Source organism: uncultured Litoreibacter sp., from assembly GCF_947501785.1.
GTDB lineage: Bacteria > Pseudomonadota > Alphaproteobacteria > Rhodobacterales > Rhodobacteraceae > Litoreibacter.
On record NZ_CANMXB010000001.1, the window covers coordinates 1,510,588 to 1,536,223 of the forward strand.

27 protein-coding genes are annotated in these 25,636 nt (G+C 62.1%); 12 read left to right on the forward strand and 15 right to left on the reverse strand.

What is annotated here, in order from left to right; genetic code table 11:
* Window positions 1-382: 382 nt before the first annotated feature.
* Both Q0899_RS07490 and Q0899_RS07495 read right to left on the reverse strand, forming a co-directional pair.
* Window positions 383-850, reverse strand: a complete 468-nt coding sequence (locus Q0899_RS07490; protein WP_298356431.1) for a hypothetical protein — start codon at window positions 848-850, stop codon at window positions 383-385.
* A gap of 54 nt (window positions 851-904) precedes the next feature.
* Entirely contained in the window at window positions 905-1,861 is a 957-nt protein-coding gene (locus Q0899_RS07495; RefSeq protein WP_299191902.1) for an NAD(P)-dependent oxidoreductase, read from the reverse strand.
* A 160-nt stretch (window positions 1,862-2,021) separates the two neighbouring features.
* Between Q0899_RS07495 and Q0899_RS07500 the strand changes: the two genes are divergently transcribed.
* Complete coding sequence (locus Q0899_RS07500) at window positions 2,022-2,933, forward strand: pirin family protein (RefSeq protein WP_298297053.1); 912 nt, start codon at window positions 2,022-2,024, stop codon at window positions 2,931-2,933.
* A gap of 89 nt (window positions 2,934-3,022) precedes the next feature.
* Here the strand turns inward: Q0899_RS07500 and Q0899_RS07505 are convergent, their stop codons facing one another.
* Window positions 3,023-3,394, reverse strand: coding sequence for a hypothetical protein (locus Q0899_RS07505; protein WP_298297050.1), 372 nt, complete (start codon window positions 3,392-3,394; stop codon window positions 3,023-3,025).
* Between the two features lie 86 nt (window positions 3,395-3,480).
* Here Q0899_RS07505 and Q0899_RS07510 point away from each other — a divergent pair, with 86 nt between their 5' ends.
* Window positions 3,481-4,233, forward strand: a complete 753-nt coding sequence (locus Q0899_RS07510) for an alpha/beta fold hydrolase (RefSeq protein ID WP_298297047.1) — start codon at window positions 3,481-3,483, stop codon at window positions 4,231-4,233.
* Here Q0899_RS07510 and Q0899_RS07515 read toward each other — a convergent pair.
* The 5 genes from Q0899_RS07515 to lepA all read right to left on the reverse strand — a co-directional run bounded on the left by Q0899_RS07515 (window position 4,225) and on the right by lepA (window position 9,627).
* Complete coding sequence (locus tag Q0899_RS07515; RefSeq protein WP_298356422.1) at window positions 4,225-4,896, reverse strand: hypothetical protein; 672 nt, start codon at window positions 4,894-4,896, stop codon at window positions 4,225-4,227. The genes Q0899_RS07510 and Q0899_RS07515 overlap by 9 nt on opposite strands.
* An 888-nt stretch (window positions 4,897-5,784) precedes the next feature.
* A complete protein-coding gene (locus Q0899_RS07520) occupies window positions 5,785-6,039 on the reverse strand; it encodes a hypothetical protein (protein WP_299191905.1) in 255 nt (84 codons plus the stop codon).
* 77 nt (window positions 6,040-6,116) lie between these two features.
* A complete protein-coding gene (locus Q0899_RS07525) occupies window positions 6,117-6,416 on the reverse strand; it encodes a hypothetical protein (RefSeq protein ID WP_299191907.1) in 300 nt (99 codons plus the stop codon).
* A 143-nt stretch (window positions 6,417-6,559) separates the two neighbouring features.
* On the reverse strand, window positions 6,560-7,825 hold the full coding sequence (locus Q0899_RS07530; RefSeq protein ID WP_299191909.1) for a helix-turn-helix transcriptional regulator: 1,266 nt from the start codon (window positions 7,823-7,825) through the stop codon (window positions 6,560-6,562).
* Window positions 7,826-7,827: 2 nt separating this feature from the next.
* Window positions 7,828-9,627 carry a translation elongation factor 4 gene (gene lepA / locus Q0899_RS07535; RefSeq protein WP_298297034.1) on the reverse strand — a complete coding sequence of 600 codons (1,800 nt, stop codon included), beginning with the start codon at window positions 9,625-9,627 and terminating at the stop codon, window positions 7,828-7,830.
* A gap of 314 nt (window positions 9,628-9,941) precedes the next feature.
* On the opposite strand from lepA, the gene Q0899_RS07540 reads away from it, so the two are divergent.
* Both Q0899_RS07540 and Q0899_RS07545 read left to right on the forward strand, forming a co-directional pair.
* Window positions 9,942-10,244, forward strand: a complete 303-nt coding sequence (locus Q0899_RS07540) for a hypothetical protein (protein WP_298297031.1) — start codon at window positions 9,942-9,944, stop codon at window positions 10,242-10,244.
* 196 nt (window positions 10,245-10,440) lie between these two features.
* Entirely contained in the window at window positions 10,441-10,809 is a 369-nt protein-coding gene (locus tag Q0899_RS07545) for an arginine transporter (RefSeq protein WP_298297028.1), read from the forward strand.
* On the opposite strand, the gene Q0899_RS07550 is transcribed toward Q0899_RS07545, so the two are convergent.
* The 5 genes from Q0899_RS07550 to meaB all read right to left on the reverse strand — a co-directional run bounded on the left by Q0899_RS07550 (window position 10,758) and on the right by meaB (window position 13,968).
* Window positions 10,758-11,249 (reverse strand): low molecular weight protein-tyrosine-phosphatase, encoded by a 492-nt coding sequence (locus Q0899_RS07550; protein ID WP_298297025.1) that lies wholly within the window; start codon window positions 11,247-11,249, stop codon window positions 10,758-10,760. The two genes, Q0899_RS07545 and Q0899_RS07550, sit on opposite strands and share 52 nt — an antisense overlap.
* Before the next feature lie 163 nt (window positions 11,250-11,412).
* Complete coding sequence (locus Q0899_RS07555) at window positions 11,413-11,943, reverse strand: copper chaperone PCu(A)C (protein WP_299191912.1); 531 nt, start codon at window positions 11,941-11,943, stop codon at window positions 11,413-11,415.
* Window positions 11,944-11,988: 45 nt separating this feature from the next.
* Complete coding sequence (locus tag Q0899_RS07560; RefSeq protein ID WP_298297019.1) at window positions 11,989-12,327, reverse strand: hypothetical protein; 339 nt, start codon at window positions 12,325-12,327, stop codon at window positions 11,989-11,991.
* Between the two features lie 156 nt (window positions 12,328-12,483).
* Window positions 12,484-12,771, reverse strand: a complete 288-nt coding sequence (rpmB, locus tag Q0899_RS07565; RefSeq protein ID WP_298297017.1) for a 50S ribosomal protein L28 — start codon at window positions 12,769-12,771, stop codon at window positions 12,484-12,486.
* Window positions 12,772-12,978: 207 nt separating this feature from the next.
* Window positions 12,979-13,968, reverse strand: coding sequence for a methylmalonyl Co-A mutase-associated GTPase MeaB (gene meaB, locus Q0899_RS07570; RefSeq protein WP_298297015.1), 990 nt, complete (start codon window positions 13,966-13,968; stop codon window positions 12,979-12,981).
* 117 nt (window positions 13,969-14,085) lie between these two features.
* Here meaB and Q0899_RS07575 point away from each other — a divergent pair, with 117 nt between their 5' ends.
* The 7 genes from Q0899_RS07575 (at window position 14,086) to Q0899_RS07605 (ending at window position 23,726) form a co-directional block, all read left to right on the forward strand.
* Window positions 14,086-14,787: a DUF3108 domain-containing protein gene (locus Q0899_RS07575; RefSeq protein ID WP_299191916.1), complete on the forward strand. Its 702-nt coding sequence runs from the start codon at window positions 14,086-14,088 to the stop codon at window positions 14,785-14,787.
* 121 nt (window positions 14,788-14,908) lie between these two features.
* A complete protein-coding gene (gene hrpB, locus Q0899_RS07580) occupies window positions 14,909-17,293 on the forward strand; it encodes an ATP-dependent helicase HrpB (protein WP_299191918.1) in 2,385 nt (794 codons plus the stop codon).
* 100 nt (window positions 17,294-17,393) lie between these two features.
* Complete coding sequence (locus Q0899_RS07585) at window positions 17,394-19,685, forward strand: xanthine dehydrogenase family protein molybdopterin-binding subunit (protein WP_299191920.1); 2,292 nt, start codon at window positions 17,394-17,396, stop codon at window positions 19,683-19,685.
* Window positions 19,686-19,694: 9 nt separating this feature from the next.
* Window positions 19,695-21,032 (forward strand): ATP-binding protein, encoded by a 1,338-nt coding sequence (locus tag Q0899_RS07590; RefSeq protein WP_298356400.1) that lies wholly within the window; start codon window positions 19,695-19,697, stop codon window positions 21,030-21,032.
* Between the two features lie 134 nt (window positions 21,033-21,166).
* Entirely contained in the window at window positions 21,167-21,508 is a 342-nt protein-coding gene (locus Q0899_RS07595) for a hypothetical protein (protein WP_298296999.1), read from the forward strand.
* Between the two features lie 80 nt (window positions 21,509-21,588).
* A complete protein-coding gene (locus Q0899_RS07600; RefSeq protein WP_299191923.1) occupies window positions 21,589-22,722 on the forward strand; it encodes a DUF2235 domain-containing protein in 1,134 nt (377 codons plus the stop codon).
* Window positions 22,723-22,850: 128 nt separating this feature from the next.
* Entirely contained in the window at window positions 22,851-23,726 is an 876-nt protein-coding gene (locus tag Q0899_RS07605; protein ID WP_299191925.1) for a phytanoyl-CoA dioxygenase family protein, read from the forward strand.
* Here Q0899_RS07605 and Q0899_RS07610 read toward each other — a convergent pair.
* Both Q0899_RS07610 and Q0899_RS07615 read right to left on the reverse strand, forming a co-directional pair.
* On the reverse strand, window positions 23,717-24,169 hold the full coding sequence (locus tag Q0899_RS07610) for a carboxymuconolactone decarboxylase family protein (protein WP_299191927.1): 453 nt from the start codon (window positions 24,167-24,169) through the stop codon (window positions 23,717-23,719). The two genes, Q0899_RS07605 and Q0899_RS07610, sit on opposite strands and share 10 nt — an antisense overlap.
* A gap of 18 nt (window positions 24,170-24,187) precedes the next feature.
* The gene (locus tag Q0899_RS07615; RefSeq protein WP_299191929.1) at window positions 24,188-24,694 is read right to left on the reverse strand and encodes an Rrf2 family transcriptional regulator; all 507 of its coding nucleotides are present in this window, start codon (window positions 24,692-24,694) and stop codon (window positions 24,188-24,190) included.
* Window positions 24,695-24,838: 144 nt separating this feature from the next.
* Between Q0899_RS07615 and Q0899_RS07620 the strand changes: the two genes are divergently transcribed.
* Window positions 24,839-25,441 carry an HD domain-containing protein gene (locus Q0899_RS07620; protein WP_299191931.1) on the forward strand — a complete coding sequence of 201 codons (603 nt, stop codon included), beginning with the start codon at window positions 24,839-24,841 and terminating at the stop codon, window positions 25,439-25,441.
* Window positions 25,442-25,636: the final 195 nt, after the last annotated feature.

Sequence of the window (25,636 nt, forward strand, 5' to 3'; positions counted from 1 at the left end):
TGCAAATGCGTTGCGCCATTCACAGGTGCTGCGCCCGCATGGTTAACCACCCGCTAAATTTCACGGGCTAAACCCGTCCCCGGATCCAGCGACGGCGAACACCCGTCGCACAACGGCACAGAGGGATTGCGGCAATTCGCATTGGGCTGCCTTGCGATCACCGGTGACAAGGCAAGGCCGCTGGCGGGCAATACCGCTGGGGGAACCGCAAAACCCGTGATGCCAAATAGGGTGGCGCCACCTTTCTTTATTCAGAATACCGAGACACCTTAGCCCGCGCGGCCCAACGGCTGTGACGGGCGCAGGTGCAAGAATTTTCGATCGAAAATTCTTCCGTCAAAACTCTTCGGAGAAGAGTTTTTGCGCTACGGGTCGGCACCTCTCAGCTTCGCGTCGCGACCATCGCCGCTAACGTGTCGGCCATGACCTTGCTCTGCGATCCCGGCGTCACGCCGCCAACGCCGATCCGCTTGCCAAACCGCCACCACAAGCCCGGGGCCCATGCGGTCGGGTAGCTGACATTGGTGGTCACCAGAAACCCGTTCGACGGCTTGAACGCGAAAAACGAGCGGTCCACTTTCTGGATATCCTCGGTTTTGCAAATCAGCGTGCCGTCCGACAGCCGCAGCTCGTCCTCGGTCAGCTCGATCACGCGCCCCGTCACCTGCCACATCTTGTAGCCCCCAAAAACCGACAGCGCGCCCATGCCTACCAGAAACAGCGCCAAGGCGGGGGATGGCGGGTTGGTCACCGACACGAAGAGCAACGTCGCGCCAAGCGCGTACAAAACGCCCGTGCCGAACGCGCGCCGCGGGGCGGAGGGGATGATCCCGGTGATAACCTCAGACATATGCGCCGCCTCCAAAAACGTCAGCCCACGCCATAGCGCCTGTGCGGGCCGGTCTCAACCGCGATTGGGCACAACCTCGTAGCCCGGCTCCTCCGGCTCGTCATCCACCAGCTCCGCCGGGAAGCCCGGCGCACGGATATCCAGCCCCGTGGCTTCCTCCAATCGGCGGATGATGTCATCCGATTGCGCCCGCTCGCCGTAGCGCGCCTGCCCGTCCTTGAAAATGTCGATCAGCTTGGGCGACAGCTCCAGCGGCACCCCATTGCGGTCGGCAATTTCCTGGAACAGCCCGATATCCTTCAGCACCAGATCCATGGTGAAATCGACGCAGCGCGACCCGTTCAGGATCACTTGGCTCTCCGTCTCATGCGCAAAGGAGGTGCCACTGGAAATCTTGATCGCCTCATAGGTCGTCGCCAAATCCATGCCCGCCGCTTTTGACACCACCAAAGCCTCGCACACGCTCAGCAGGTTCGCCGTCGCCAGATAGTTGGTCATCACCTTCAACATGGACGCCGTGCCCAGATCGCCGGTATGCAGCACCCGCCGCCCCATTGTGGTCAGAAGTGGCAACACCCGCTCAAAGGTCGCGCGGTCACAGCCCGCGAAGATCGAGATATTGCCGGTATCCGCCCTATGGCAGCCCCCCGACACCGGGCAATCCACCGCTGCGGCGCCAGTGGCGATCACCTTCGCGCCCAGCCGCTTGATCTCCGCCTCGTCTGTTGTGGACATCTCCAACCAGATCTTGCCCGGCCCGCTGGCCTCCAGTAGCCCGTCTTGGCCTTCAACCACCGCCGCCGAAATCGTGGGATGCGGCAGGCAGGTGATCACCACGTCGCAGATCTCCATCATCTCGCGCGGTGACGCCGCCGATTTGGCCCCGCGCGCCACCGCGTCCGCCACCAGTCCGTCGTCCAAATCCCGCACCGTCACGTCCAAGCCGTTGCGGATCAATGACCCCGACAGCTTGCCGCCCACATTGCCCAACCCGATAAACCCGATCTTCATGGCCATTCCTCCCTCGCCCGTTCAGCCCACCCTGCCCGCTATGGCGCACCCGTCTTGCCCGAAACCGACCCTCTGTGCGTCGCAGAACTGCCCCCGTGCGCCCATGCGATTGTTCCGCGTCGCGCAAGGCCCTACCTAGGGGGCAAAGGAGGACGCAATCATGTCCATCAGACCCGTCAAAGAAACCTCGCAAGCGATGCCCACAATGGAGGGCGCCGGCGTGCATCTGCACCGCGCCTTCGGCTTTACTGATCCCACCATGCTGGACCCGTTCCTGATGATGGATGATTTCCGCAACGATATCCCTGCGCATTACGAACGCGGCTTCCCGTGGCATCCCCATCGCGGCATCGAGACCATCACCTATGTGCTGAAGGGCGAGGTTGAACATAGCGACAGCCTGGGTAACACCGGCAAGCTGCGGGACGGCGCGGTGCAGTGGATGACGGCGGGCTCCGGCATTCTCCATCAGGAGATGCCGAAGGGGAACGCGCAAGGCCAGATGCACGGCTTCCAGCTCTGGGCCAACCTGCCGGGCTCGCTCAAAATGACCGCGCCCCGCTATCAGGACGTCGAAGGAGGCGAAATTCCGGAGATCATCGACGATGACGGCACCAAGGTGCGGGTGGTTATCGGCGAGTTCTGGGGCAAGAAAGGCCCTGTGGACGGCATCGCCGCCGATCCGCAATTCCTCGACATCACGGTGCCGGCCGGCGTGCGCAAGACCTTCAAGGTCGACACCTACCGCCGCGCGTTTGCCTATGTGTTCGAGGGCGCGGGCAATTTCCGCGACGCCTCCCAACCCGCAGGCATCTTGTTGGAGAAAGAGGTGCGCGGCGAAGAAGTCAACATCCGCGACCTCTCCGGCGACCGCACGCTGATCCAATTCGGCACGGGCGACGAGGTCACCGTGCAAGCAGGTGAACAAGGGGTCCGCTTCCTGCTGATCTCAGGCGCGCCGATTGAGGAACCTGTCGCTTGGCACGGCCCCATCGTGATGAACACGCAAGAGGAATTGCGCCAGGCCATGGCCGACCTGCGCAACGACACGTTCATCAAACCGGCGCACTAAATAGAGAACGGCCGCCTCTCAAGCGGGGGGCGGCCTCATACGGAACACTCATGTTTCGTTTTGGCAAAAATACTCAGATCCGACCTTAGTCAAATGTATCCAAGCCAGACCAGCAGCGCGACCAAAGCCCCCACAACCAGCAGAAACTGCGCCGCAACCGCCGCCATGACGTTGTAGCGCTTGCGGGATTTCTCCGCCGCCACATCCAGCTCTTTCAGGTAACGTTCAATCTCGTCATAGGCGGCGCTGACCGTTTCGCTGTCCAGCTGCATCGCCAGCCGGGGGCTGTCCGCCATACCCTGGGCACTGACCAACACCGCGCCGGCGCGCTTGACCCGCCCAGGCAGCTTGCGCTGCACATAGGTAAGCCGCTTTTCCAATGTCCGCCCCTTGGCGCCCATCGTTTCCTCAAGCAGCTCAAACACGCGCTTGGTCAGTTGCTGAATGACGATGGGTTCCACGACTCTCTCACCTAAGAAGACGCCCCTCCTTACAACCCCACCCCTGCGCTTTCCAAGCCCCCCGCGCCCGTGTTACGCCGCTCGTGATGCTGAAAACCGTCACATATGGCGACCCCGCCCTGCCCCGCCTCCTGATCGCCCACGGGCTGTTCGGCTCCGCCCGCAATTGGGGGGTGATCGCCAAACGCCTGTCCGACCAGTTCCACGTCACCGCGGTCGACATGCGCAACCACGGCGAAAGCCCGCGCGGGCAGACGCAAAGCTACGCGGATATGGCGGGCGATCTGGCGGAGGTGTTGCGCGACATCGGCCCGTCGCACGTTTTGGGCCACTCCATGGGCGGCAAATCCGCGATGGTGCTGGCCCTTGCTCACCCGGAGCTGGTTGAAAAGCTGGTGATTGCCGACATTGCACCTGTGGGCTACGGCCACACGCAGGCGCATCTGATCGAGGCGATGCGCAAGATCGACCTGTCGCAGGTTGCAACCCGGGGCGACGCCGACCGCCAATTGGCGCAGTTCGTCGAAGAAGACGGTATCCGCGCCTTCCTGCTGCAATCCCTCGACGTGAAGGCCAAGGAATGGCGGCTGAACTTCGATGTTTTGGAGGCGGAGATGCCCAAAATCATCGGCTTCCCCGAGGTTTCCGGCAGCTTTGACAAGCCGGTGCTGTTTCTGTCGGGTGGCAGCTCTGACTACGTCCTGCGGGAACATCGACCTATCATCAAGCCGCTCTTCCCATCGGCGCGCTTCGCCAAGCTACCTGGCACGGGCCACTGGCTGCACGCCGAAAAGCCGCGCGAGTTTGAGGCGACGGTGCGCGTCTTCCTGTCAGCTTGAGCGTGGGAAGAACTTCGCCATCTGCTGGCGATAGAAGGCCAGACTGATCGTAGCCCGGTTCCCGGCATATCCGTCATAGTAGCTCTTGCCGTTGGACGTCGGCAGCCCCGCCCAAATGCGGGCAAGGTTGTTCATGAACCGCTTGCGCGAGATGCGCCCCTTCTGGAATTTCTGCAACCCCGCATCGGCCAACAAAATGTCGGCAAAGGCGTCCTGCACCTGCGGCGAGTACCGCGTCTGAGGGGAGAAGCCGGACCGCCGGATCAGCTCTTTCATCGTCGACGGGATGATCTGGTATCGCCCAATTGCATGTGGCTGGCCGGGGGTGGCCTTCACCCAGGCGGCGATCTCGCGCAGGGTCATCTGCGTCGGGCGTTTCGGCGGCTTCTTCGGCCCGCCCACATGCACCGCGTCATAGCCCTTGGGGCCCGCCTCCGCGACCGCAATCAGCGATTTCAGCCGCGCCACGGGGGTGTCGCCGCCGATACTGTTCAGCTCAAAGGTCTGCACGCGGCCCCGCCCCGCCCGCGCGCGTTCAATCGGGTCGCCCGTCACCCAGTCCTCAACGCCAAAGCTCTTCCACTTGGCGCGGTCGCGCAGCGAGTTGTCCAACTCGTATCGCGACTGCGCGACAGCGGGTTGGCACAGCAAGAGAAGGATCACGAAAAGCCGCATGGCCGCAACTCTGCCCCAGCGCAGGCATCGCGGCAAATCAATAACACTCAAGCGATGAGGCCTTGGGCAAATCGAGGGCGCAAACCGGGCCCCGCACGGGTCAAACAACCAAAACCAAGGCCGCGAGGGCAATAATGCCGGCAACAAGATATGAGGTCGAAACAAGCATTGCGTATCCTCCCAAATGTGATGCGCCCTGTCTCGGCTGATTTGGATCGAAAAATAAGGGGGAAAACCGTCGCGGAAATGACGTGACGCAGGGTAATTTCACGAAATTTGGGGGTAAAACAAGAAAAAGCGCCAGGTGCTCCGGCCGAAACCTTCGCGTTCGTGCCTTGCGGCACACCCTGACGCCTTCCTTGAACCTATCATCCCCCCAGAGGGCGATTGCCGGCCCAGCTTGCCTTCAAGGGTCACCCCTTTCAGCCGAAACCACCGATCCGAAAACCTGCGATCCCCCGCGCCGCCCCTGCTGACACCGCCCTTCCGTTTCGAGACTTTCGCCCCCATACAGTCCGACCTGCGTCTCTGTGGTCTTTACGCTTGGGGCCTGAAACCGAAGCTCCTATCCCCTTGCGCCAGTTCCCCCAGAGGGTCTTTGCGTCCACCGCGTCGTTCAAAGAACTCTGCTGCGGTAGGGTCAGATTGGGCTTGGTGAGGCGTTCGGGCAAATGAAATCTGTCCGCGGCGGCGCATTTCTTGGGGATGAAAACCTGCACGGGCGGGGGACAGGCCTGTGGATGAATTGGGGATGGTCCCGGATTTCCCTGCGCCCCGGCCCGGTTGCCGCAAGAGCAAATTTGGGCGCGGCAGCGCGGCGTCGGTTGGCGCGGATGTTTCAGATTTTCACGGAATTTTCGCGGGTGTGGTGGCGACTCAGTCGCGATGCACCATCACAATCACCGTCGCCCGCTCGGTGAAATCGGGGAAGGAGGCTACCTCTTCGATCTCGCGGCGGACCTTCTCGCGGTGGTCCACCGGTAGTGTCGCCAGCAATTCATCGGTCACTGGCCCTTGGAAGCCTTCCGCGCGCATCGCGGCGGCGTTGGTGGCGATCCAGCTTTTGACCGCGCGCCGTTGGCTGTTGTAGCTGGCATTCTCCAAGGCTGAGGCCAGGCCTCTGACCGGCAACGTCAGCGGGTTGCCCAGATGGTTCGGTCCTGCGCAGCCCGTCAGGACTGCAAGGCTTAGCAGCCCCGCCCGCAGGATCAGGCGGCGGCCTTTTCTTCTTCTGCGTCGTCTTTGGCCTCGGTGTCCGGCTCTGGCTCGGTGGTGTCGACCTCAGGCTCCGGCGTGTCCTCGGGCGCGGGCAGCGCAAGCGCCTCGTCCGGCATCTGCTCCGGCAGCACGATGTGGACCAACCCGGTGTTGAGATCCACTGACACATTCGGCTTCTCGGCCATCAGGGCGAGGATGTCGTTCACCTCCCCCATCGCGCGGGTCACGGTCTCCCGCTGGGTCTCTTTGACGGCTTCAACGGATTTCTTGCCAAACAGGAATTTGAACATGGGCGGCGTCCCCTCAAGAATTGCGGTGTGTTGTGGATACCTCAATGTAGGGAGGGGGTCAGGGGGAAACGAGGGGGTAAGATGTCACGCCGAAAGCCGTTTTAGATGAAAGCAGCTCCTATGGAAGGGTCATCAAGATCAATTTACTGCCTTTGGAACGGATAAGGTGGAAGGAAAGGAAGAGCCTGACGCATTTGTTCATAGTATTTTTGAATAAGACCCGGCTTTCCTTGTTCAATGAAGCCAAGTATTGACGCAATCGACCCCGCGACCCCGATTGCGACAAGCGGGTCTACTGCAACTAAAAAACCCGCAAAGATGACAAACCGTCCAACGAGGATAGCACCATTTTTCACGGCCTGCCCCTTTCTTTTCCGCACGATTTCTTTCGTTGCCGCCGTATCAGCTAGGATCTCATCTGATTCCAGCTCTTGAACCTCAGATGAGATATCAATCAAAAGGTTTGAAATTTCGGGGTCAAATATCTTATTTCCGTCTTTATCTTTGGCCTTTTCAATTTCCTCTGCAAAGTTCCGGAAGTCCTGCCCTGAAGGTAAATCAAATTGCTCGACTATTTCCAACTCATCAATTGATTGTAGCTTCAGCAACGCTTCTCGGTAGTAGAGACGCATTAGTTCTTGGTGGTCTTGCCGAAAACCATTTAACTCCGACAAATCTTCTTCCGAGACAATTTCGACAACTTGCCTATTTGTACTGGCTCTAGAAATAGTCAATCCGAGGCGATAGAGCCTTCTTGGATTTGCACGAACCTTTGCACACTCCAATTCATAACTCTTGAGTGACGAGACGAGCCGTCTAAGACCGCCAATATTGGAGTTACTTAGAGAGTTTGAGATGTCTGCAGCGTGTTCTCGGAGTGCGGATGCGAGGTCGTTTCGATTCTGTTCCAACAGTTTGCTCGACCGATTATCTTCATCTTCAGCAAATGGAACTGGAACAATCTGTTGTACGGAAGGGTCAAATGAAAAATCTGTAAGGGAAGCCTCTAGAACGGTGTCACGCAACTTGTCTTTTGCTGCAAGGACATCGATGTTTGTTCCAACTCTTTCCTCGGCAAGATCAATGGTTCGCTTTTGTTGGTCAATAAAGAATGATATTGCCTTTGCGATTTCTCGTCGTCGGCTCGCGTTTGGCGTAGTGAGATTTCTCTCATAATTGCCTACCGTTGCAGAAGATACACCGATGTGCTCGGCCCATTCTCCCTGTGAACCAGTCTCATAACGAACAGACTGGAAGTCACGGGGATTAAAAATGTCATCGACTTCAAGTTGTGTTTTAATTGCTTGAAGTCGTTCAATGCGATCTAGCGTTACAGAGTTTTGCCATTTCTTCATCTCTTGAAAAAAGTCAACGCCATCTTTAGAGAAATCTGGTTCGTAAATTCTCATTCTTACCCATCCATCTTCAACGCCGAAATAAACGCCTCTTGAGGAATATCCACCTTCCCAAACTGCCGCATCTTCTTTTTACCCGCCTTCTGCTTGTCCAGCAGCTTGCGCTTCCTTGACGCGTCCCCGCCATAACACTTCGCCGTCACGTCCTTGCGCATGGCAGAGAGGGTCTCGCGGGCGATGATGCGGCCGCCGATGCTGGCTTGGATCGGGATCTTGAACATGTGGCGGGGGATGAGGTCTTTGAGCTTTTCGACCATCGCGCGGCCACGGGACTCGGCGCGGTCGAAATGGACCATGGTGGACAGCGCGTCTACCGGCTCGTCATTCACCAAAATCTGCATCTTGACCAAGCGGTCCTCGCGGTAGCCGGTCATTTGATAATCAAACGACGCGTAGCCCTTGGTCACCGATTTCAGGCGGTCGTAGAAGTCGAACACCACCTCGTTCAGCGGCAGGTCGTAGACCACCATCGCGCGGGAGCCGGCATAGGTCAGGTCCTCCTGAATTCCGCGGCGGTCCTGGCAGAGCTTCAGCACGTCGCCAAGATATTCGTCAGGCACCAGAATGGTGGCCTTGATGCGCGGCTCCTCCAGATGGTCGACATGGGTCAGGTCCGGCATGTCGGCGGGGTTATGCAGCTCCATCATTTCGCCGTCGCGCATGTGGATGTGGTAGATCACCGACGGCGCGGTGGTGATCAGGTCGATGTCATATTCGCGCTCGATCCGGTCGCGGATCACTTCGAGGTGCAAGAGGCCCAGAAAGCCGCAGCGGAAGCCGAAGCCGAGGGCGGCGGAGGTTTCCATCTCGTAGCTGAAGGACGCGTCGTTCAGGGCCAGTTTCTCGATGGCGTCGCGCAGGTCCTCGAACTGGGCTGAGTCCACCGGGAAGAGGCCGCAGAACACCACCGGCTGGGACGGCTTGAAGCCCGGAAGCGGGGTTTCGCAGCCCTTTTTCTCATGCGTAATCGTGTCGCCGACGCGGGTGTCGCGCACCTGTTTGATCGACGCCGTCAGGAAGCCGATCTCGCCCGGGCCAAGCTCCGCGATATCCTCGCGCTCCGGCTTGAATACGCCGATGCGGTCCACGTGGTGGGTCGAGTTGTTCGACATCATCTTGATGCGCTCGCCCTTTTTCAGCACGCCGTCGATGATGCGGACCAGCACGATGACGCCGAGGTAACTGTCGTACCACGAATCCACCAGCATGGCCTTCAGGGGCGCGTCCCGGTTGCCCTTGGGGGCAGGCAGTTCCTTGACGATGGCCTCCAGCGTCTCGTGGATGCCCTGCCCCGTTTTGGCGGAAACCTGAATGGCGCCGGTGGCGTCGATGCCGATCACGTCCTCGATCTGCTCCGCCACGCGGTCGCAGTCGGAGGCAGGCAGGTCGATCTTGTTGAGCACCGGCACGATGTCGTGGTCGGCGTCGATGGCGTGGTAGACATTGGCCAGCGTCTGCGCCTCGACACCTTGCGAGGAGTCCACGACCAGCAGCGAGCCTTCGACGGCGCGCATGCTCCGGCTGACCTCATAGGCAAAGTCCACGTGGCCGGGGGTGTCGATCAGGTTGAGCACATATTGCTCCCCGTCATCGGCGGTGTAGTCGATCCGGACCGTGTTGGCCTTGATGGTGATGCCGCGCTCCCGCTCGATATCCATGCTGTCGAGCATCTGCTCTTTCATGTCCCGCTCGGCCACGGTGTTGGTCTCTTGGATCAACCGGTCGGCCAGCGTGGATTTGCCGTGGTCGATATGGGCCACGATGGAGAAATTGCGGATATGTGCGAGGTCTGTCATGGCGTTGATATGTAGGGCTTTGCGGGGTTGGTCAATGGGGGATGCGAGGTGGTCGTGCCTCATCCGCATCCCGCGGTCCTTGCGCCGCCGGGCGGGTGAATCACCTACGCCCCCAAGGTCTGAAATGTGGCGCTATTGCGGCGAGCGGCGTTTCCGGTGCGGAAACAATCATGGCAGGGATAGCGGTTTACATCATGCGACACACCAAATAACCGTCTTAACCCTTTGAAATATGGCAATAACTTGACGGCATCAAAGGGTTAACGGATGGTAAGCAAATCTGTTCTGCCGCCCTCTGTAATAGGATGATTTTGATGTTCCGTATCGCCGCTGCCGCTCTCTGCCTGTCTGCCTCTGCCGCCTCTGCCGACCAATTGGTTAGCTATGTCCACACGCATGTGACGGGCTACACGGGCAGCTATTCCAACCCGATCAACTACCGCCCGAACCGCGGCACCGGCATTGTGCGCGATGCGGGCTACAGCGAGGCCAACACGCTGTTCGTGCGACGCGACCGCGTGGGTGTGACAACCGGCAAAACCGTTTCCCCGCCCCAAGGCGTCACCGGCCCCACCAACGGCCAGTTCCTTCAGGTCGAGGCCAACGCCAACTATTAACCCGGAGCAGAGACGGCGAGCCCCCGCTTGCGCCCGCCTCTGCGCCAAAAAGTGAAAACCGCGGCGATTGCGTTTCGCCGTGGTTTTTTTGTATGCTGCGCCCAATACGACCCGCAGACCAATAAGCGGGCGATGTGAGGTAACGCGGACCCGAGCCGGCACCGGCAGCAGGGTTTGCAATTGAGGGGCGGTACGCATGACCCAACAAATGAAATTCGCGGCGGCCTGCGCGCTGTCGCTTGTGCTGGCAGGCTGCGGCGGCGGGCGGCTGGCGACGCCAACGGGCGGCAGCGGCTATCAGGCCAGCTTTGCCACCGGCCCCATTTCAAACGCCTGCAACAGGTCCGACCGCAAGGCGTCAAACCGCCAGCTCTGCGGCTGTATCCAGGCCGTGGCCAACACCCAGCTGTCTTCCAGCGACCAGTCTTTGGCGGCCAGCTTCTTCCCGAACCCGCAAAAGGCGCAGGATGTCCGCCAGTCGGACAACCCCCGCAACGAGGCCTTCTGGAAGCGCTACAAAGTGTTTGCGTCGGACGCGGAGCGGTCCTGCTCGTCCTTGAGATAGGCGATCAGCCCCGCCACGCAATCCTCGATCTTGGCAATCACCGGGTCGAACTTGCCTGAATAATACGGATCAGCGATGTCCTCGCCCTGCGTACCGCTGCCAAATTTGGTGAGCATGTCGACCTTGGCCTCGTCGTCGGGAAGCCGGCGGGCTTCGACCTCGGTCATGTTGTCGTGATCCATCACCAGGATGTAGCAAAAGCGCGAGAAATCTTCCGAGCTGAACTGCCGCGCGCGTTGTGCAGAAATCTCGAAACCATGTTTGCGGGCCGCCACCATGGCGCGGGCATCCGGCGGGTCGCCCACATGCCAATCGCCGATGCCTGCACTGTCAACGAACAGATCAAGCCCGGCCTCTTCCGCGCGTCGGCGCAACACCCCCTCCGCGAGGGGGGAGCGGCAGATATTGCCGAGACATACGAAGAGGATGCGGTCGGTCATGGGTCATTCCAAAAGGTAAGGAATTCCTTACCTTTTGGAATGACCGCTTGGGAAGAGCAAATCTTACGCTAAGGTTAAAGTGGTACTTAATTACCGTAGTTGTGTTGTGGTCGGGCCACGCAAGCCAATAGCGCCGGCGTGGCCGTATACGTTAACCCAAGCCTTAGCTGTCATCCGCCTTTTGCGTGTGCCCGTGGCCGGCCCCGTGATTTCCGTGATCACCGTGATCACCGTGACCGCTGTCGCCATGCGCCGGTTTGCGTTTCAGATCGACCGGAACGTCAACCGTCACCTCGCCCGCGTTCTCAAACGTCAGGGTCAACGGCACCGTCGCGCCATCTTCCAGCGGGCCGGTCAGCCCCATCAACATCACATGCTTGCCGCCACGCGCGAAGGTGACGGAGTCTTCTGCAGGGACCTCGAAGCCCTCTTCGATATGGAGCATTTTCATAACGCCATTGGCGTCTTCCTGATGGGTGTGCAGCTGCGCCTCATTGGCGGCGGGGGTGGAGGCGGCGATCAGCCGGTCGGCGGGGCCGTGGTTCATCAGCTCGAAGAAGATCGCCCCCGATTTGGAGCTGGGCGTGGAGCTGCGCGCGTAGGGGTCCATGACCATGATCTTGGCGTCTTCGGCCAAGGCCGCGAAAGGCGCCAGCGTCAGCGCGGCAGCAAAGAGGGTGGATTTGAAAGACATCTGTGTCGTCCTTTGAAAAGTTGTATTTGGTGGGCCGGGTGCGAGTTACGCACCAGCAGGCGGCCCGCGGGCCGCGGCCTGCACCGCTTCAAAGGAGAAGGTGAGCTGCGCCGCCGGGGTCGGGTGCAGCAGCGTCAGCTTACTTGTAGGGCCCGAGACGCGCGGCCCATTTTCCAGCACCGCTACGGCGTGGATGACGCAATCGGGACAGATTGGCGGGGCGTCCATCGGTTCGCCATTGGCGTCAAGCGTGACCGTTTCCACGCCCATGCCGGTGCAGATCACCATGGTCTGCCCGTCAGGGGCGGTGCGGGCAACCGCCATCCCCCCGGAGGTGAGGATCATCGCGGCGGCCAGAAAGCCCATCAGGAAGGTGCGCAGCATGCTCATATCCGGTTCGGGATACGGGGCGTTGTGGGGATTGTGAAGGGGCAATGGCGTCGCAGCCCGGCAGGCTCACGCAGATGTGGGGTGCGCAACAGAAAACGGCCCCGCCCGAGTGGGCCGAGGCCGTTTTCAAATCCGGTCGTCGCGCGGGGCTTAGGCGGCTGCCTGCGCCTTTGCGATGTCCTTTTTGACTTTCAGCGCCTTGGTGGACAGCTCGGCGTCTTTGGCTTTCGCCATGAAGCCGTCGAGGCCGCCGCGGTGATCCACGGTGCGCAGCGCCGCTGCCGAGATGCGGAATTTGAAGGACTGACCCAGCGTGTCGGAGGTCAGCGTCACATCATTGAGGTTCGGCAGAAAACGACGACGGGTTCTGTTGTTGGCGTGGCTGACATTGTTGCCAGTCATCGGGCCTTTACCAGTAAGTTCGCAAACGCGAGACATGACGTTTCCTTTTCATAACGTAAAAGGGCCGGTCACGACCCTCTGAATTCTGTCCGCGCGGTTTAGCCAGTGAGTCTGTGGGCGTCAAGCGGGGAATGGGGCGTGGGCGGATCAAAATGGGCCGCTGCGCGGCGCATCATGCTTTATGGGGGCTCTGCCCCCGTCGCTACGCTCCTCCCCCGAGGTATTTTTGAAACAGTGATGGGGTCACGGATCGCTTTGGCGCAGGGTGCTCAGCAGCGTTTCTGCGGCGCTTGCCGGCGTTGTGGCGCGTGATTGAACCTGCGCTGACAGGGTTTCCATCTGCGCTTTGATCGCTGGGTCGGTCGTCAGCCGCGACAGCAGCCTTGTGCGGACCTCTTCTTCGAACCAATGCACGGCCTGCCGGGCGCGGTTTTTGTCCCAGTGTCCTTGGGCCTTGCGCCAATCGGCCAGCGTGGTCATGTCCTGCCAGACCTGCGTCAGCCCGTCTTCCTCCAGCGCGGAGACAGGTTGCGCCTTGGGGAAGCCTTCGGGGTCTTGCGCACGCTTTCTGAGCAACCTCAGCGCACCGGCGTAATCTGCCGTGGTGCGGATGGCTTGCGGTTTCAACTCCCCATCGGCCTTGTTCACCAGAATAAGGTCGGCAATCTCCATGATGCCGCGTTTGACGCCTTGCAGCTCATCCCCGCCTGCGGGGGCCAGCAGCAGGGTGAAGATGTCCGACATCTCGGCCACCATGGTTTCCGATTGGCCGACGCCCACCGTCTCGATCAGGATCACGTCGAAACCTGCCGCTTCGCACAGCGCCACGACCGCGCGGGTACGCCGCCCGACCCCGCCCAGATGCGATTGCGACGGTGAGGGCCGGATGAAAGCGTTTTTGTCGCGCGACAGCCGGTCCATGCGGGTTTTGTCGCCCAGGATCGAGCCGCCGGAGCGGGTTGAGCTGGGATCGACCGCCAGCACGGCAACTTTCAGGTCTTGAGCCGTCAGATGCGTGCCAAAGGCCTCGATAAAGGTGGATTTGCCGACGCCGGGGGTGCCAGAGAGGCCAATGCGCAGGGCCTGCCTGCCCTTTTGGCCTGCCAATTGCAGCAGGGCCTGCGCGTCCTGTTGATGATCGGCGCGGCCGCTTTCGACAAGCGTGATGGCGCGCGCGAGCGCACGGCGCTCCCCGCTGGTGACTTTGGCGGCCAATTCTTCAATATGTTTCAACGCTGCGCGGTCTTTCGCTTGTTTTTTCGCCCCATTCACCGTGAAGGGGGTGGTTCCCCTTTGTGGAAGCCCCAATATGAAGGAGCAAGCAAGAATTGCATCTGCGAGGTAAGAGTAATGAAGCGTATTTTGTTTGGTTTGGCCTCTGTTGCCTGCCTGAGCGGCACCCCTGCCCTGTCTGACGGGTCTACCAACGCGGTGTTCAGCGTGGCCATTCGTGGGATCACCGCCGGCACCCTGACGGTCAAAGGGTCGGAACAGGGGGGCAGCTATTCCACCACCGGCGTTTTGCAATCGGGCGGGCTGGTTGGGCTGGTGAAATCGCTGAAATACACCGCATCGGCCAAAGGTGCGGTGAAGGGGTCGTCGTTCCGGCCCTGGCGCTATGACGAGAACGCCGATACCGGCAAGCGCAAATCCAAGACCACCATGACCTATTCGGGCGGCGTGCCAAAGGTGGTGGCGGGATCAACCGGCGACCTGAACCCCGCCTCGCAAAAGGGCACGGTGGACCCGCAGACAGCGATTTATGCGGCGTTTCGCGACGTCGATCAGGCGGATGTGTGCAAGCTGAATGTGCAGATGTTTGACGGCAAGCGCCGGTCCCAGGTGAAGCTGGCCAGCCCGCGCGCGGATGGCAACATGATCAAATGCGACGGCGAGTACCGGCGGCTGAAGGGCTTTTCCGCCGAGGACATGGCCGAGAAGACGCGGTTCCCGTTCAACCTGTATTACGCCAAGACGGCTGACGGGCGGTACCGGGTGGAGAAGGTGGTCACGCAAACGCTTTATGGCAATGCGACGATGACGCGGCGGTAAGGAGGGGCTCTGCCCCGGTTTTCATTTAGGGGGCTCTGCCCCCGTCGCTGACGCTCCTCCCCCGGCATATTTTTGGCAAAAAGAAGCTGTGCCTTGGAGACGTGGGCGCTAGACAGGGGCCATGAGCCGCTTGCCGATAGAAGATGTGATAGACGCCCTTGCCCGTCAGATGACCGGCGGGGGCGTTTGTGTTTTGCAAGCCCCACCGGGGGCGGGCAAGACAACGCGGGTGCCGTTGGCTTTGCTGGAGGCCGGGGCCTTTTCGGGCCGGTTGATCATGCTGGAGCCGCGCCGCCTGGCGGCGCGGGCGGCGGCGGAGCGGATGGCGCAGGTCTTGGGGGAGCGCGTGGGCGAAACCGTCGGCTACCGGATGCGCGGCGAGAGCAAGACTTCCAAAGCCACGCGCATCGAGGTCGTGACCGAAGGCGTTTTGACCCGCATGGTGCAGGCTGACCCCGAATTGCCGGGCGTGGGCTGCGTGGTGTTTGACGAGTTTCACGAGCGGTCCCTCAATGGCGATCTGGGGCTGGCGCTGGTGTGGGAGACGCGCGGGGCGCTGCGCGAGGACCTGAAGGTGCTGGTGATGTCGGCGACCTTGGATGCAGCCCCCGTGGCCGCGTTGCTGGGCGGCGCGCGGGTGGTGACCTCGGAAGGGCGCAGTTTTCCGGTGGAAACCCGTTGGCTGGACACACCCCGCCGCGCCGGCGCGCGGCTGGACGCAGATATGGCCGCGCTGATCGCGCTGGCCGTGGCGGAGACGGAGGGCGGCGTGCTGGCCTTCCTGCCCGGCGCGCGGGAGATTGAGCGGGTGGCGGGCGCGTTGAGCCTGCCTGCGGGCGTTGTGGTGCGCCCGCTTTATGGCGCCCTGCCCTTTGCCGCCCAACGCGCGGCGATTGCGCCTGCTGAAGGCGGCGCGCGCAAAGTGGTGCTGGCAACGTCCATTGCCGAGACCTCGCTGACCATTGAGGACGTGCGGGTGGTGGTCGATGCCGGGCTGGCGCGCCGCGCGCGCTACGATGCCGGGTCCGGCATGTCACGGCTGGTGACGGAGCGGGCGTCAAAAGCGGAGGCCACGCAGCGGCAGGGCCGCGCGGGGCGCGTGGCGGAGGGGGTGTGCTACCGGCTGTGGACCAAAGCCGAGGAAGGCGTGATGGGCGCGTTTGCCCCGCCCGAGATCGAGACGGCGGATTTGGCGGGGCTGGCGCTGGATCTGGCGGCATGGGGCGCGGAGCCTGCTGATTTGAGCTTTTTGAGCATGCCGCCCGAGGGCGCATTTGCCGCCGCGCGCCGCGTGTTGGCGATGCTGGGCGCGTTGGATACCCAAGGCAGGATCACTGAGCATGGGCGCGCCCTGGCACGGGTGCCGCTGCATCCGAGGCTGGCGCATATGCTGGCCTTGTCGGGGGCTGAGGCGGCCTCGGTCGCGGCTGTGTTGGCGGCCCGGCCAGGGGCGGCGCGCACGCTTGATCTGGCGGCGCGGATGCGGGACGCGCAGAGCCGCGAAGTGAACGCGGAGGCCAAGCGGCTGGCGCGGTTTGCCAAGGGCGAAAGGCGGTCCTTGGGCGAGATGGTGGCACTGGCCTACCCCGACCGCGTGGCCTTGCGCCGCAAGGGCGCGGATGCGCGGTATCATCTATCAGGCGGCAAGGGCGCGGTGGTGCCGGCCGAGGACGCATTGGCCAGCCAGCGGCTGCTGGCCGTGGCCGATCTGGACGGCGACGCGCGGGAGGCGCGGGTGCGCGCAGCCGCCGTGGTCAGCGAGGCAGAGCTGCGCGGGCTTTTTGCAGACCAGATCGCTTGGCGCGACGTCTGCGCATGGTCTCGCCGCGAGGGGCGCGTTTTGACGCGCAAGCAGGAGATGCTGGGCGCCTTGGTGCTGGATGACCGCATCTGGCAGGACCCCGACCCCGACGCCGTGGCACGGGCCTTGCTGGAGGGTGTGCGCGATCTGGGTTTGGGCGCGTTGAACTGGTCAAAGCCTGCCTCCTTGCTGCGGGCGCGGGGGCGGTATTTGGGCGACGCGGTGGATTGGTCGGATGCGGGGCTTCTGGCCTCGCTGGAGGATTGGCTGCTGCCTTATCTGGCGGGCAAGAAGACGGCTGCGGACCTGAAATCGGTCAATCTGGCCGAGGCCTTGCGCAACTCGCTGAGCTGGGAGGCGCTGCAGGACATCGACCGGCTGGCCCCCGCCGCGATCACCACGCCGCTGGGCCGCAAGGCACAGGTGGATTACGCAGGCGACGTGCCGGGGATCGAGGTGCGGCTGCAGGAAATGTTTGGTTGCACCGTGCACCCCACAGTGGGGCCAGACCGCCTGCCGGTGAAAATCACCCTGCTCTCGCCCGGCCAGAAGCCGGTGCAGGTGACGCAGGACCTGCCTGGGTTTTGGACCAACTCCTACGCCGATGTGCGCAAGGACATGCGTGGGCGCTACCCGCGCCACCCCTGGCCGGAGGACCCGACACAGGCGGAGCCCACTGTTCGGGCCAAACCGCGCGGGACGTGAGCGTGTGTCCTGACTATTTTTGCCAAAACGAAACAGCCATCTCTGGACAGCGGCCCCCCGCCCGCTAGTGTCAGATCAATTCAGCAAGGAGAGCGCCCCCATGAACCAGCAAAGCAGCAAGTTCGGCACATCCCAACCCGTGCGCCGGTTTGAGGATGACCGTTTCCTGACCGGCACCGGCGGCTACCTTGACGACATCGTGCCAGCGGGCGCGCTGTATCTGTATGTTTTGCGGTCCTCTGTGGCACATGGCGAGATCACCGTGCTTGATATCAGCGACGCGCAGGACGCGGACGGCGTGCATATGGTGATGACGGCGGCCGAATTTGAGGCGGCGGGCGTGACCAACAACATGGGCGCGTCGATCATCAACAATCAGGACGGCACGAAAGGCGCGGCCCCGGGGCGCCCCATTCTGGCCAAAGGCCGGGTGCGCTTTGTGGGCGAGCCGCTGGCCTTCATCGTGGCCGATACCATGGCGCAGGCGAAAGACGCCGCTGACCTGATCATGTTCGACTATGACGATCTGGAGGCCTCCATGGTGGTCGAGCCGGGCGGACCCGCGATCCACCCTGAAGCGCCGGACAATGTGGCCTATGACTGGGCCGTAGGCGACAAGGACGCGACGGAGGCCGCCTTTGCGGCGGCGGCCCATACCACCAGCGTGGTGATTGCCGACAACCGGGTGATTGCCAATTCGATGGAGCCTCGCGGCTGCTTTGCCGAAATGAACGGCGACCGGCTGCACATGGCCTATTCGGGCCAAGGGGTGTGGGGGCTGAAGGGCTCCCTGTCGTCCACGCTGGGGATCGACAAGGAAAGCGTACATGTCACGACGCCCGATGTGGGTGGCGGCTTCGGCATGAAAGCCTTTGATTACCCTGAATATTTCATGGTTGGTCATGCGGCTCATGCGTTGGGTAAACCCGTCCGTTGGCAGGCGGAACGCACTGAATCCATGCTCAGCGACAATGCGGGGCGTGATCTGGTTTCCACCGTGGAAATGGCGTTTGACGAGAACCTGAAGATGACCGGCTACCGCGTTGATACCACGTCAAATATGGGGGCCTACAACTCGGGCTTTGCGCAGTTCATCCAGTCCGATCTGGCCAGCCGCGTGCTGATGGGGGTCTATGACGTACAGGCCGCGTGGTTCCGCAATGTGGGCATCTACACCAACACCACCCAAGTCGACGCATACCGCGGCGCGGGGCGGCCAGAGGCGATCTACAAGCTGGAACGCGCCATTGATCATGCCGCCCGCCAATTGGGCGTGGACGGACATGAACTGCGGCGGCGCAACTTCATCCCGGCTGGCAACTTCCCCTACACCACCGTGACGGGCGAGATTTACGATGTGGGCGATTTCAACAAGGTGCTGACCCGCGCCGAACAGGAAGCCGATATGGCGGGGTTCGCGGCGCGCAGGGCGGCGTCGGCCAAGGCGGGCAAGCTGCGCGGCATCGGCACCTGCTACTATATCGAGAGCATTTTGGGCGACCCGTCCGAGACCGCCAAGATCGCCTTCACCGAAGGGGGCGCGACGCTGTATGTCGGCACCCAGTCCAACGGTCAGGGGCATGAAACCGTCTACCGCCAGCTGACCCACGACTATACCGGCATCCCGCTGGACAAGATCACCATTGTGCAGGGCGACAGCGACCTGATTGCCAAGGGCGGCGGCACCGGGGGGTCTCGGTCGGTTACCACCCAAGGAACCGCGATCAAGGCCACCGGCGAGGCGATTGTCGAGAAATTCAAGCCTTTCGTGGCCGATCAGCTGGGCGTCCCAGACGTGGCGTTTGAGGATGGTGCCTTCCGCGCCGAAGGCTCCAACACGGTGATGACGCTGATCGAGGCGGCGGATCTGGCGCGCGAGGCGGGCAATGATGACCTGCTGGTGACGTCCGAGACCACCACCCTGCCCGGCCGCTCCTTCCCCAATGGCTGCCACATCGCCGAGGTGGAGATCGACCGCGACACCGGCGTCACGCAGGTGGCAAAATACACGGTGGTGGATGATTTCGGGGTGCTGATGAACCCGATGCTGGCCGAAGGACAGGTGCATGGCGGCGTGGTGCAAGGCATCGGCCAGGCGATCAGCGAGCATGTGGTGTTTGACGAGGACGGCCAGCTTTTGACCGCGACCTTCATGGATTACGGCCTGCCGCGCGCGGGCGACGTGCCGATGATTGCGTTTTATTCCGAACCCGTGCCCTCAACAGCCAATGATCTGGGCATGAAAGGCTGCGGGGAAGCCGGAACCGTGGGCGCGCTTGCCGCCGTGGCCAATGCCGCACTTGACGCGCTTTGGGAGGAAGGCGTGCGCCATGTCGACATGCCCTTCACCCCGCACCGCGTGTGGGGCTGGATGAATGATGCGGCGGAGTAGACTGATTTAATGGGATTTTTGTCTAACCTTTTCAATTCCGAACCGCAGATGGACGACCGGCTGGAAGAGCTGATCGGCCCGTTGAAGTCTCTGTTGGTCTGCAGCGCGCTGGAGCTGCCGGAATACCGCTATCTCGACCTCTACCACGCAGCGGCGGCCCGTGCGGGCGACCACGCCAAAGTCATCGAATCCGAGCTGATGGAAGAGCTGACGCAGCTGCTGCATACCGGCCGCAACCAATGGACCGTGCGTGCCATCGGCAAGGCCAACCGGGTGCCTTTCGCAAACGGCCCCGGCAGCGAGGAGTTCCTGCCCAACGGCTGCTTTTGGGTGTATCGCAGCGGCGACAATAGCAGCGCATTTGTGATCCGGCTGCTGCGCAACCGGGTGACCGGCAAAGCGCATCTGGAGGCCGCCGCCCCCAGCCCGGAGCTGGCCGAAGGGATCATCAACGACATCGTTGAGGCGAGCAGCCGAAACTCCGTCTATCGTGGCAAGATCCTGCATCTGTCCTATAGCAGCGAACGGCGTGACGAATATGGCGACGTGGAGAAGCAGGAAATGCTGCGGGTTCTCTTCTCTCCGATCACCCCGGTGGGCAGCGCGGACATTGTGCTGAGCGAGCAGCACCGCGCCCTGCTGAAACGCAATGTCATCGATTTGGCGACTCGGCGGGAGCTGCTGAAGGCCAACGGCGTCCCTCCAAAACGAGGCGTGTTGCTGCACGGCCCGCCCGGCACCGGCAAAACCTATGCCTGCCGCCATCTGTGCAACGAGATGCCCGAGGTCACCCATATCTTTGTCACCGGCTCGTCTTTGGCCAATGTGGGGGCCGTGTTCTCGCTGGCGCGGCTGTTCCAGCCATCGGTGGTCTTTGTCGAAGACGCGGACCTGATGTTCAACAACCGCGACGTAAACATGAACACCGGCATATTGGGCGAGCTGATGGACCAGATGGACGGGCTGCGGGTGCATGAAGCCATCAGCGTGGTGATGACCACCAACGCCATCGACCGCATGGAAGACGCGCTGAAGGACCGGCCCGGGCGTATCAGCCAGTGCATCTACATGGGCGCCCCGGATGCGGACCTGCGGGCGCGGTTCATCCGCCATCAGCTGCGCGACTATGACAGCGGCCATCTTGATATCGGCACCCTGAGCGCGGAAACGGACGGTGCCAGCCAGGCCTTTATCAAGGAATGGGTATTCCGCGCCGTCCAGATCGGCTGCGAACGGCTGAGCGGTGAGAACGGAACCGTCGCGCTGCAGCAGACCGACTTTTCGGAGGCCCTGTCCGAGATGCGGCTGTCCGAAGACCGCTCGGCCGGCAAGATCATCGGGTTTTGACCTTCAGGCGGCCGGGCCGCCCCGAATTTCGGGCGAGTTGCGGCGCAAATCAGCGGCAGTTATTCGCGCGGCCACCATAATTCGGCCAAAATTTGCAAAAATATTGGGGGCCACTGACGTTCAACGAGGCCCCGATGGCGAATACCGATTTCAACGACCGCGTCGCGCAACCACCGCGCAAGACGGTGTCAAAGTGGATGATCTTGCTGGGTATGGCGCTGGGTTTGCTGCTTGTGCCACTTGCCTTCAGCGCCCGCGTGGTGACCGAGGTCGTGCTGGAGCCCGGTTTCGGGCCGGACGCCTATTACTACTTCTCCGCGGCGGCTTTTGCCGCCGGGTTCCACCTGCTGTTATGTGCGCTGGCCATTGTGGCACTTGCCCATCGTTTCCGGCAGATGATGCTCAACGTCATGGTGTTGGAGCTGCTGATTGGCTACGGCCTGGCCTCGGTCATGTTTGCAACGATCATCACCTGATCCCGCGCGCGGCGCTTCCCCCGCCCCGCGACCTGCCCTAACGTGACGCGACTTGATGTTGCCGAAAGGACCAGACGACCGTGCGCCTGCCTAACGTGATGAAAAGACTTTTGGGGCATGGGTTGTCCATGTCGGGGCGTCTCAAACATCTGGCGGGCTTTGGGCCCGGAGAGCAGACGGTCCACCCGTCCGCCGCCGCCGCGCGCGGTCCGGTCACCCATGTCATTATTCTCGACGGCACCATGTCCTCGCTGGAGGAAGGGTTTGAAACAAATGCGGGACGCACGTTCCGGCTGCTTTCCGAGATGGGGCCAAACAAAGCGGTGTCGTTGAAATACGAGGCGGGCATTCAGTGGCAGGGCCTGTCGCGGGCGGTCGACGTGCTGGCGGGGGTTGGCATCAACCGCCAGATCAGGCGCGCCTACGGGTTCATCGCCTCGCGCTACCGGCCTGGCGACAAAATCTTTCTGTTTGGCTATTCGCGCGGGGCCTATGCGGTGCGGTCACTGGCGGGTGTCATCGACCGCGTGGGCCTGCTGCGCGCCGAGGACGCGACCGAGCGGAACGTTCGCCAGGCCTTTCGCCATTACCGCATCGACCCTGACAGCCTGATCGCCACTTCCTTCCGCGCCGCCCATTGCTATGACAGCGCGCCGGTCGAAATGGTCGGCGTCTGGGATACGGTGCGCGCGCTGGGGTTTCGCGCACCGGTTTTGTGGCGCTTTTCGCCGGTGGAGCATGAATTTCATTCCCACGCGCTGGGCAACACGGTGCGCAACGGCTTCCACGCGCTCGCGCTGAACGAGACGCGCAAGGCGTTCTCGCCGGTGCTGTGGAACTGCCGCCCTGACTTTACCGGCACGCTGAAGCAGGTCTGGTTCCCCGGCAGCCATGGCGATGTGGGCGGGCATCTGACGGGGTTTGAGCCGGCGCGCGGTCTGTCCAACATCCCGCTGGTCTGGATGCTGGAAAACGCGTCCAGATGTGGCCTGCCGCTGCCTGAGGGCTGGCAGGACCGCTACCCGCGCGACGTCAACGCGCCGTCGGTCGGCACGTTTCGCGGCTGGGGCAAGCTGTTTTTGCAACGCCGGGCGCGGGTGGTTGGCCGCGACCCATCCGAGACGGCCCATGAAAGCGTGTTCGAGCGCAAACGCGGCATGGCGCGGCGCCTGCCCTGGGTACGCCACCCGGATATGAAAAGGCTGCGCGGGTAGGCCAGCGGCCGGATGTGCATATTTTTGCCAAGATGAAACGAGGATGGATCGCGACATGGCCCCGTGTCGCATTTTGAAAAGACCTGCGCGCTTCAAACGGGTTGTCTTGATGCAGGAGGTACCTAACCATGCTTGCATCCCTGCCCCTGGATCACGGCACGCTGCCGGCCGCCCTTCGCACACAATACTGGCAGGACGGGTTCTTGTTCCCGGTTCCCGTCATGGACCCGGCCGAGGCCGCAGAGATGCGCGCGGAGCTGCAACAGATCGAACGCGACTGGCTGGACGCAGACCTTCCGCTGCCGCTCAACACTTACAAACGCGTCAACGCCAACATCGTGATGCCGCTGGCCCACCGCATTGCCATGCACCCCGGCGTGCTCGACGTGGTCGAGGGCGTTTTGGGGCCGGACATCCTGGTGTTTTCCGCCGAATTTTTCATCAAGGAGCCGCGCACCACGCAGATTGTGTCGATGCATCAGGATCTGACCTATTGGGGCCTTGGCGCGGTGGACGGGCTGGTCACGGCCTGGGTCGCGCTGTCGCCCGCCACGCCCGCCTCGGGATGCATGGATTTTGTGCGCGGCTCCCACAAAGACGCGATCTTGCCGCATGAGGACACGTTTGACGCCAACAACCTGCTGTCGCGCGGGCAGGAGGTGGCGGTGGATGTGGACGAGGCCGACAAGGTCAACATTGAAATTCACCCCGGCCAGATGAGCCTGCATCACGGCCTGACGATCCACGGATCCGGCCCGAATGTGTCGGATGACCGCCGCATCGCCGCCGTCATCCGCTATATGCGCCCCGACATTGTCCCCGCCGAGGGCCGGACCGAGGCGATGCTGGCGCGCGGGTCCGACACATCCGGGCGGGCCACTTTGCTACCCGCCCCACAAGCCAATTTTGAGCCCGCGGCCCTGGCGCTTTACGAGGACGTCCGCCAGGCGCAGGCAAAGGTGATGATGGACGGCGCTGCCACTAATAAGGGCATCTACGCCTGATCAATCGGGTGGGTCACCTGAAAGCCAACCGACAGCCGGTTCCAGATGTTGATCGTGCCGATCGCGACCGTCAGTTTGGTGATCTCTTCATCGGTGAAATGGGCCCGCATGCCGTCAAAAATCTCGTCCGGCACCGCCTCATCGGCAACCAGGGTCACGGCCTCTACCCAAGCCAGCAAAGCGCGTTCGCGGGCGTCGAAAAGGGGCGATTCCCGCCAGACGCAGACCAGCGCGATCCATTGTTCGCTCAACCCGTCGCGCCGCGCCTCTTTGGTATGCAAATCAACGCAGTAGGCGCAGTGGTTGATCTGCGACGCCCGCAGCTTCAGCAGATGGATCAGCCGCGGCTCGATCCCGGATTGCTCGGACACATAGCGTTCCAACGCGTAGACCGCCTGAAACGCATCAGGGGCGGCTTTGGTGTAATCCAGACGAGGGTGCATGGGGTGTCCTTTCAAGGGTTAGGTTTGTCGGTTTGAGGGGCGCATGTGCAGCTCCACGAAGGCGCAGCCGCGCGCGGCGATGGACCCGTCGTCGCTGGCCTCAACCTCCCGGGCGAGCTGGGCGATGGTGACGCGTCCAAGCTCCCGGCGGTAGGCGCGTTCGGCCCGCAACATCGCGGCGTTGATCTGGCAGGGGGCGGTGAAGCTGCCATCCGGCATGGGGTTCGGCCCGTTGCGCCGGATTTCGCGGCACCTGAAGGCGGGCTCCGGCCCCTCGACCGCCAGCACAATATCCAGCAGGGATATGGCGTCGGGCGACTTGGCGATCTTGTACCCGCCGGTTGGCCCCGGCTCGCTGGCGATAATGCCGGCGCGCGACAACGATTGCAGGTGCTTCAACAGATAGCTGGCAGAGACGCCGTGAAACTCCGCCAGGGCGGCCGCCGACAGCAGCCCGCCATCCGGCAGCGCCGCCAGCATGGCCACGGCATGAATAGCCTGCTCTACACCGTCGCCAAGTTTCATATATGGCCCTCTGCTCGAATCATGGACTAACCTTATCCGCGATTATAGTGACGTCAACCACCCGATCGAACGGCGCAGAAAAATGCTACCCACAGCCCCGGGTTTGCGCCAAGGTGGGCTTGGCAAACCGGGGAGGACGCCGCGATGGACACCGTCAAATTCACCGCCATGAAGGATGGCGACAAAGCCGATTACGACCTGCTGCACCCGCTAGAGGTCGAATATGCCTCGGGCACCGCCGACCGGCTGCTGACGGCCTTGGTGTCGTTGGATGAAACGCTGTCGGGGTATCAGGTCACCCGGCTGGGCCATTCGCTGCAATCGGCGACGCGGGCGCATCGCGACGGGGCCGACATCGACTGGGTGGTCTCCGCCCTGCTGCACGACATCGGCGACATCTTCGCGCCCTACAACCACGACGAATACGCGGCCTCGATCCTGAAACCCTTCGTGCGGGAGCAATGCACCTGGGTGGTCGAAAAGCACGGGGATTTCCAGATGCTGTATTACGGCCACCATGTGGGCGGGAACCAGCACAAGCGCGACGCCTATAAGGGTCATATCTACTTCGACGATTGCGCGACGTTTTGCGAGCGGTGGGACCAGTCGTCATTCGACCCCGACTACCCCCACGAGGACGTCGCGTTCTTCCGCGACATGGTGCGCGCCGTCTTCGCGCGGGACCCGTATGACCCGGCCGTGATCCGTCCGGGGGAAAGGGTGCCGCTGACGTCAGCCGTCGCATGAGTATTTTTGCCAAAACGAAGCCCAAGTGAAGACGCCCTGATCAGCCGGGCGATGAAACATCGAGGCCTTCTGACCAGGGCGGCTTCGTCTTGGACGGCCATCGGCGCTCCCGCCTGTACCGCGCCGCCTCATTACCCTGCGAAACGTTACAATTGGGTATACGGGTTTCGTTTTGGCCCAAATACTCAAAATCCC

What these genes read in the sequence shown, in the direction of transcription:
- Q0899_RS07595 (WP_298296999.1), top strand. Translation starts at nt 21,167, where the DNA reads ATGGCGAATACCGATTTCAACGACCGCGTCGCGCAACCACCGCGCAAG.
- Q0899_RS07590 (WP_298356400.1), top strand. Translation starts at nt 19,695, where the DNA reads ATGGGATTTTTGTCTAACCTTTTCAATTCCGAACCGCAGATGGACGAC.
- Q0899_RS07605 (WP_299191925.1), top strand. Translation starts at nt 22,851, where the DNA reads ATGCTTGCATCCCTGCCCCTGGATCACGGCACGCTGCCGGCCGCCCTT.
- Q0899_RS07560 (WP_298297019.1), bottom strand. Translation starts at nt 12,327, where the DNA reads ATGCTGCGCACCTTCCTGATGGGCTTTCTGGCCGCCGCGATGATCCTC.
- Q0899_RS07490 (WP_298356431.1), bottom strand. Translation starts at nt 850, where the DNA reads ATGTCTGAGGTTATCACCGGGATCATCCCCTCCGCCCCGCGGCGCGCG.
- Q0899_RS07615 (WP_299191929.1), bottom strand. Translation starts at nt 24,694, where the DNA reads ATGAAACTTGGCGACGGTGTAGAGCAGGCTATTCATGCCGTGGCCATG.
- lepA (WP_298297034.1), bottom strand. Translation starts at nt 9,627, where the DNA reads ATGACAGACCTCGCACATATCCGCAATTTCTCCATCGTGGCCCATATC.
- Q0899_RS07540 (WP_298297031.1), top strand. Translation starts at nt 9,942, where the DNA reads ATGTTCCGTATCGCCGCTGCCGCTCTCTGCCTGTCTGCCTCTGCCGCC.
- rpmB (WP_298297017.1), bottom strand. Translation starts at nt 12,771, where the DNA reads ATGTCTCGCGTTTGCGAACTTACTGGTAAAGGCCCGATGACTGGCAAC.
- hrpB (WP_299191918.1), top strand. Translation starts at nt 14,909, where the DNA reads ATGAGCCGCTTGCCGATAGAAGATGTGATAGACGCCCTTGCCCGTCAG.
- Q0899_RS07495 (WP_299191902.1), bottom strand. Translation starts at nt 1,861, where the DNA reads ATGAAGATCGGGTTTATCGGGTTGGGCAATGTGGGCGGCAAGCTGTCG.
- Q0899_RS07530 (WP_299191909.1), bottom strand. Translation starts at nt 7,825, where the DNA reads ATGAGAATTTACGAACCAGATTTCTCTAAAGATGGCGTTGACTTTTTT.
- Q0899_RS07510 (WP_298297047.1), top strand. Translation starts at nt 3,481, where the DNA reads ATGCTGAAAACCGTCACATATGGCGACCCCGCCCTGCCCCGCCTCCTG.
- Q0899_RS07500 (WP_298297053.1), top strand. Translation starts at nt 2,022, where the DNA reads ATGTCCATCAGACCCGTCAAAGAAACCTCGCAAGCGATGCCCACAATG.
- Q0899_RS07610 (WP_299191927.1), bottom strand. Translation starts at nt 24,169, where the DNA reads ATGCACCCTCGTCTGGATTACACCAAAGCCGCCCCTGATGCGTTTCAG.
- Q0899_RS07525 (WP_299191907.1), bottom strand. Translation starts at nt 6,416, where the DNA reads ATGTTCAAATTCCTGTTTGGCAAGAAATCCGTTGAAGCCGTCAAAGAG.
- Q0899_RS07585 (WP_299191920.1), top strand. Translation starts at nt 17,394, where the DNA reads ATGAACCAGCAAAGCAGCAAGTTCGGCACATCCCAACCCGTGCGCCGG.
- Q0899_RS07575 (WP_299191916.1), top strand. Translation starts at nt 14,086, where the DNA reads ATGAAGCGTATTTTGTTTGGTTTGGCCTCTGTTGCCTGCCTGAGCGGC.
- Q0899_RS07550 (WP_298297025.1), bottom strand. Translation starts at nt 11,249, where the DNA reads ATGACCGACCGCATCCTCTTCGTATGTCTCGGCAATATCTGCCGCTCC.
- Q0899_RS07555 (WP_299191912.1), bottom strand. Translation starts at nt 11,943, where the DNA reads ATGTCTTTCAAATCCACCCTCTTTGCTGCCGCGCTGACGCTGGCGCCT.
- Q0899_RS07620 (WP_299191931.1), top strand. Translation starts at nt 24,839, where the DNA reads ATGGACACCGTCAAATTCACCGCCATGAAGGATGGCGACAAAGCCGAT.
- Q0899_RS07545 (WP_298297028.1), top strand. Translation starts at nt 10,441, where the DNA reads ATGACCCAACAAATGAAATTCGCGGCGGCCTGCGCGCTGTCGCTTGTG.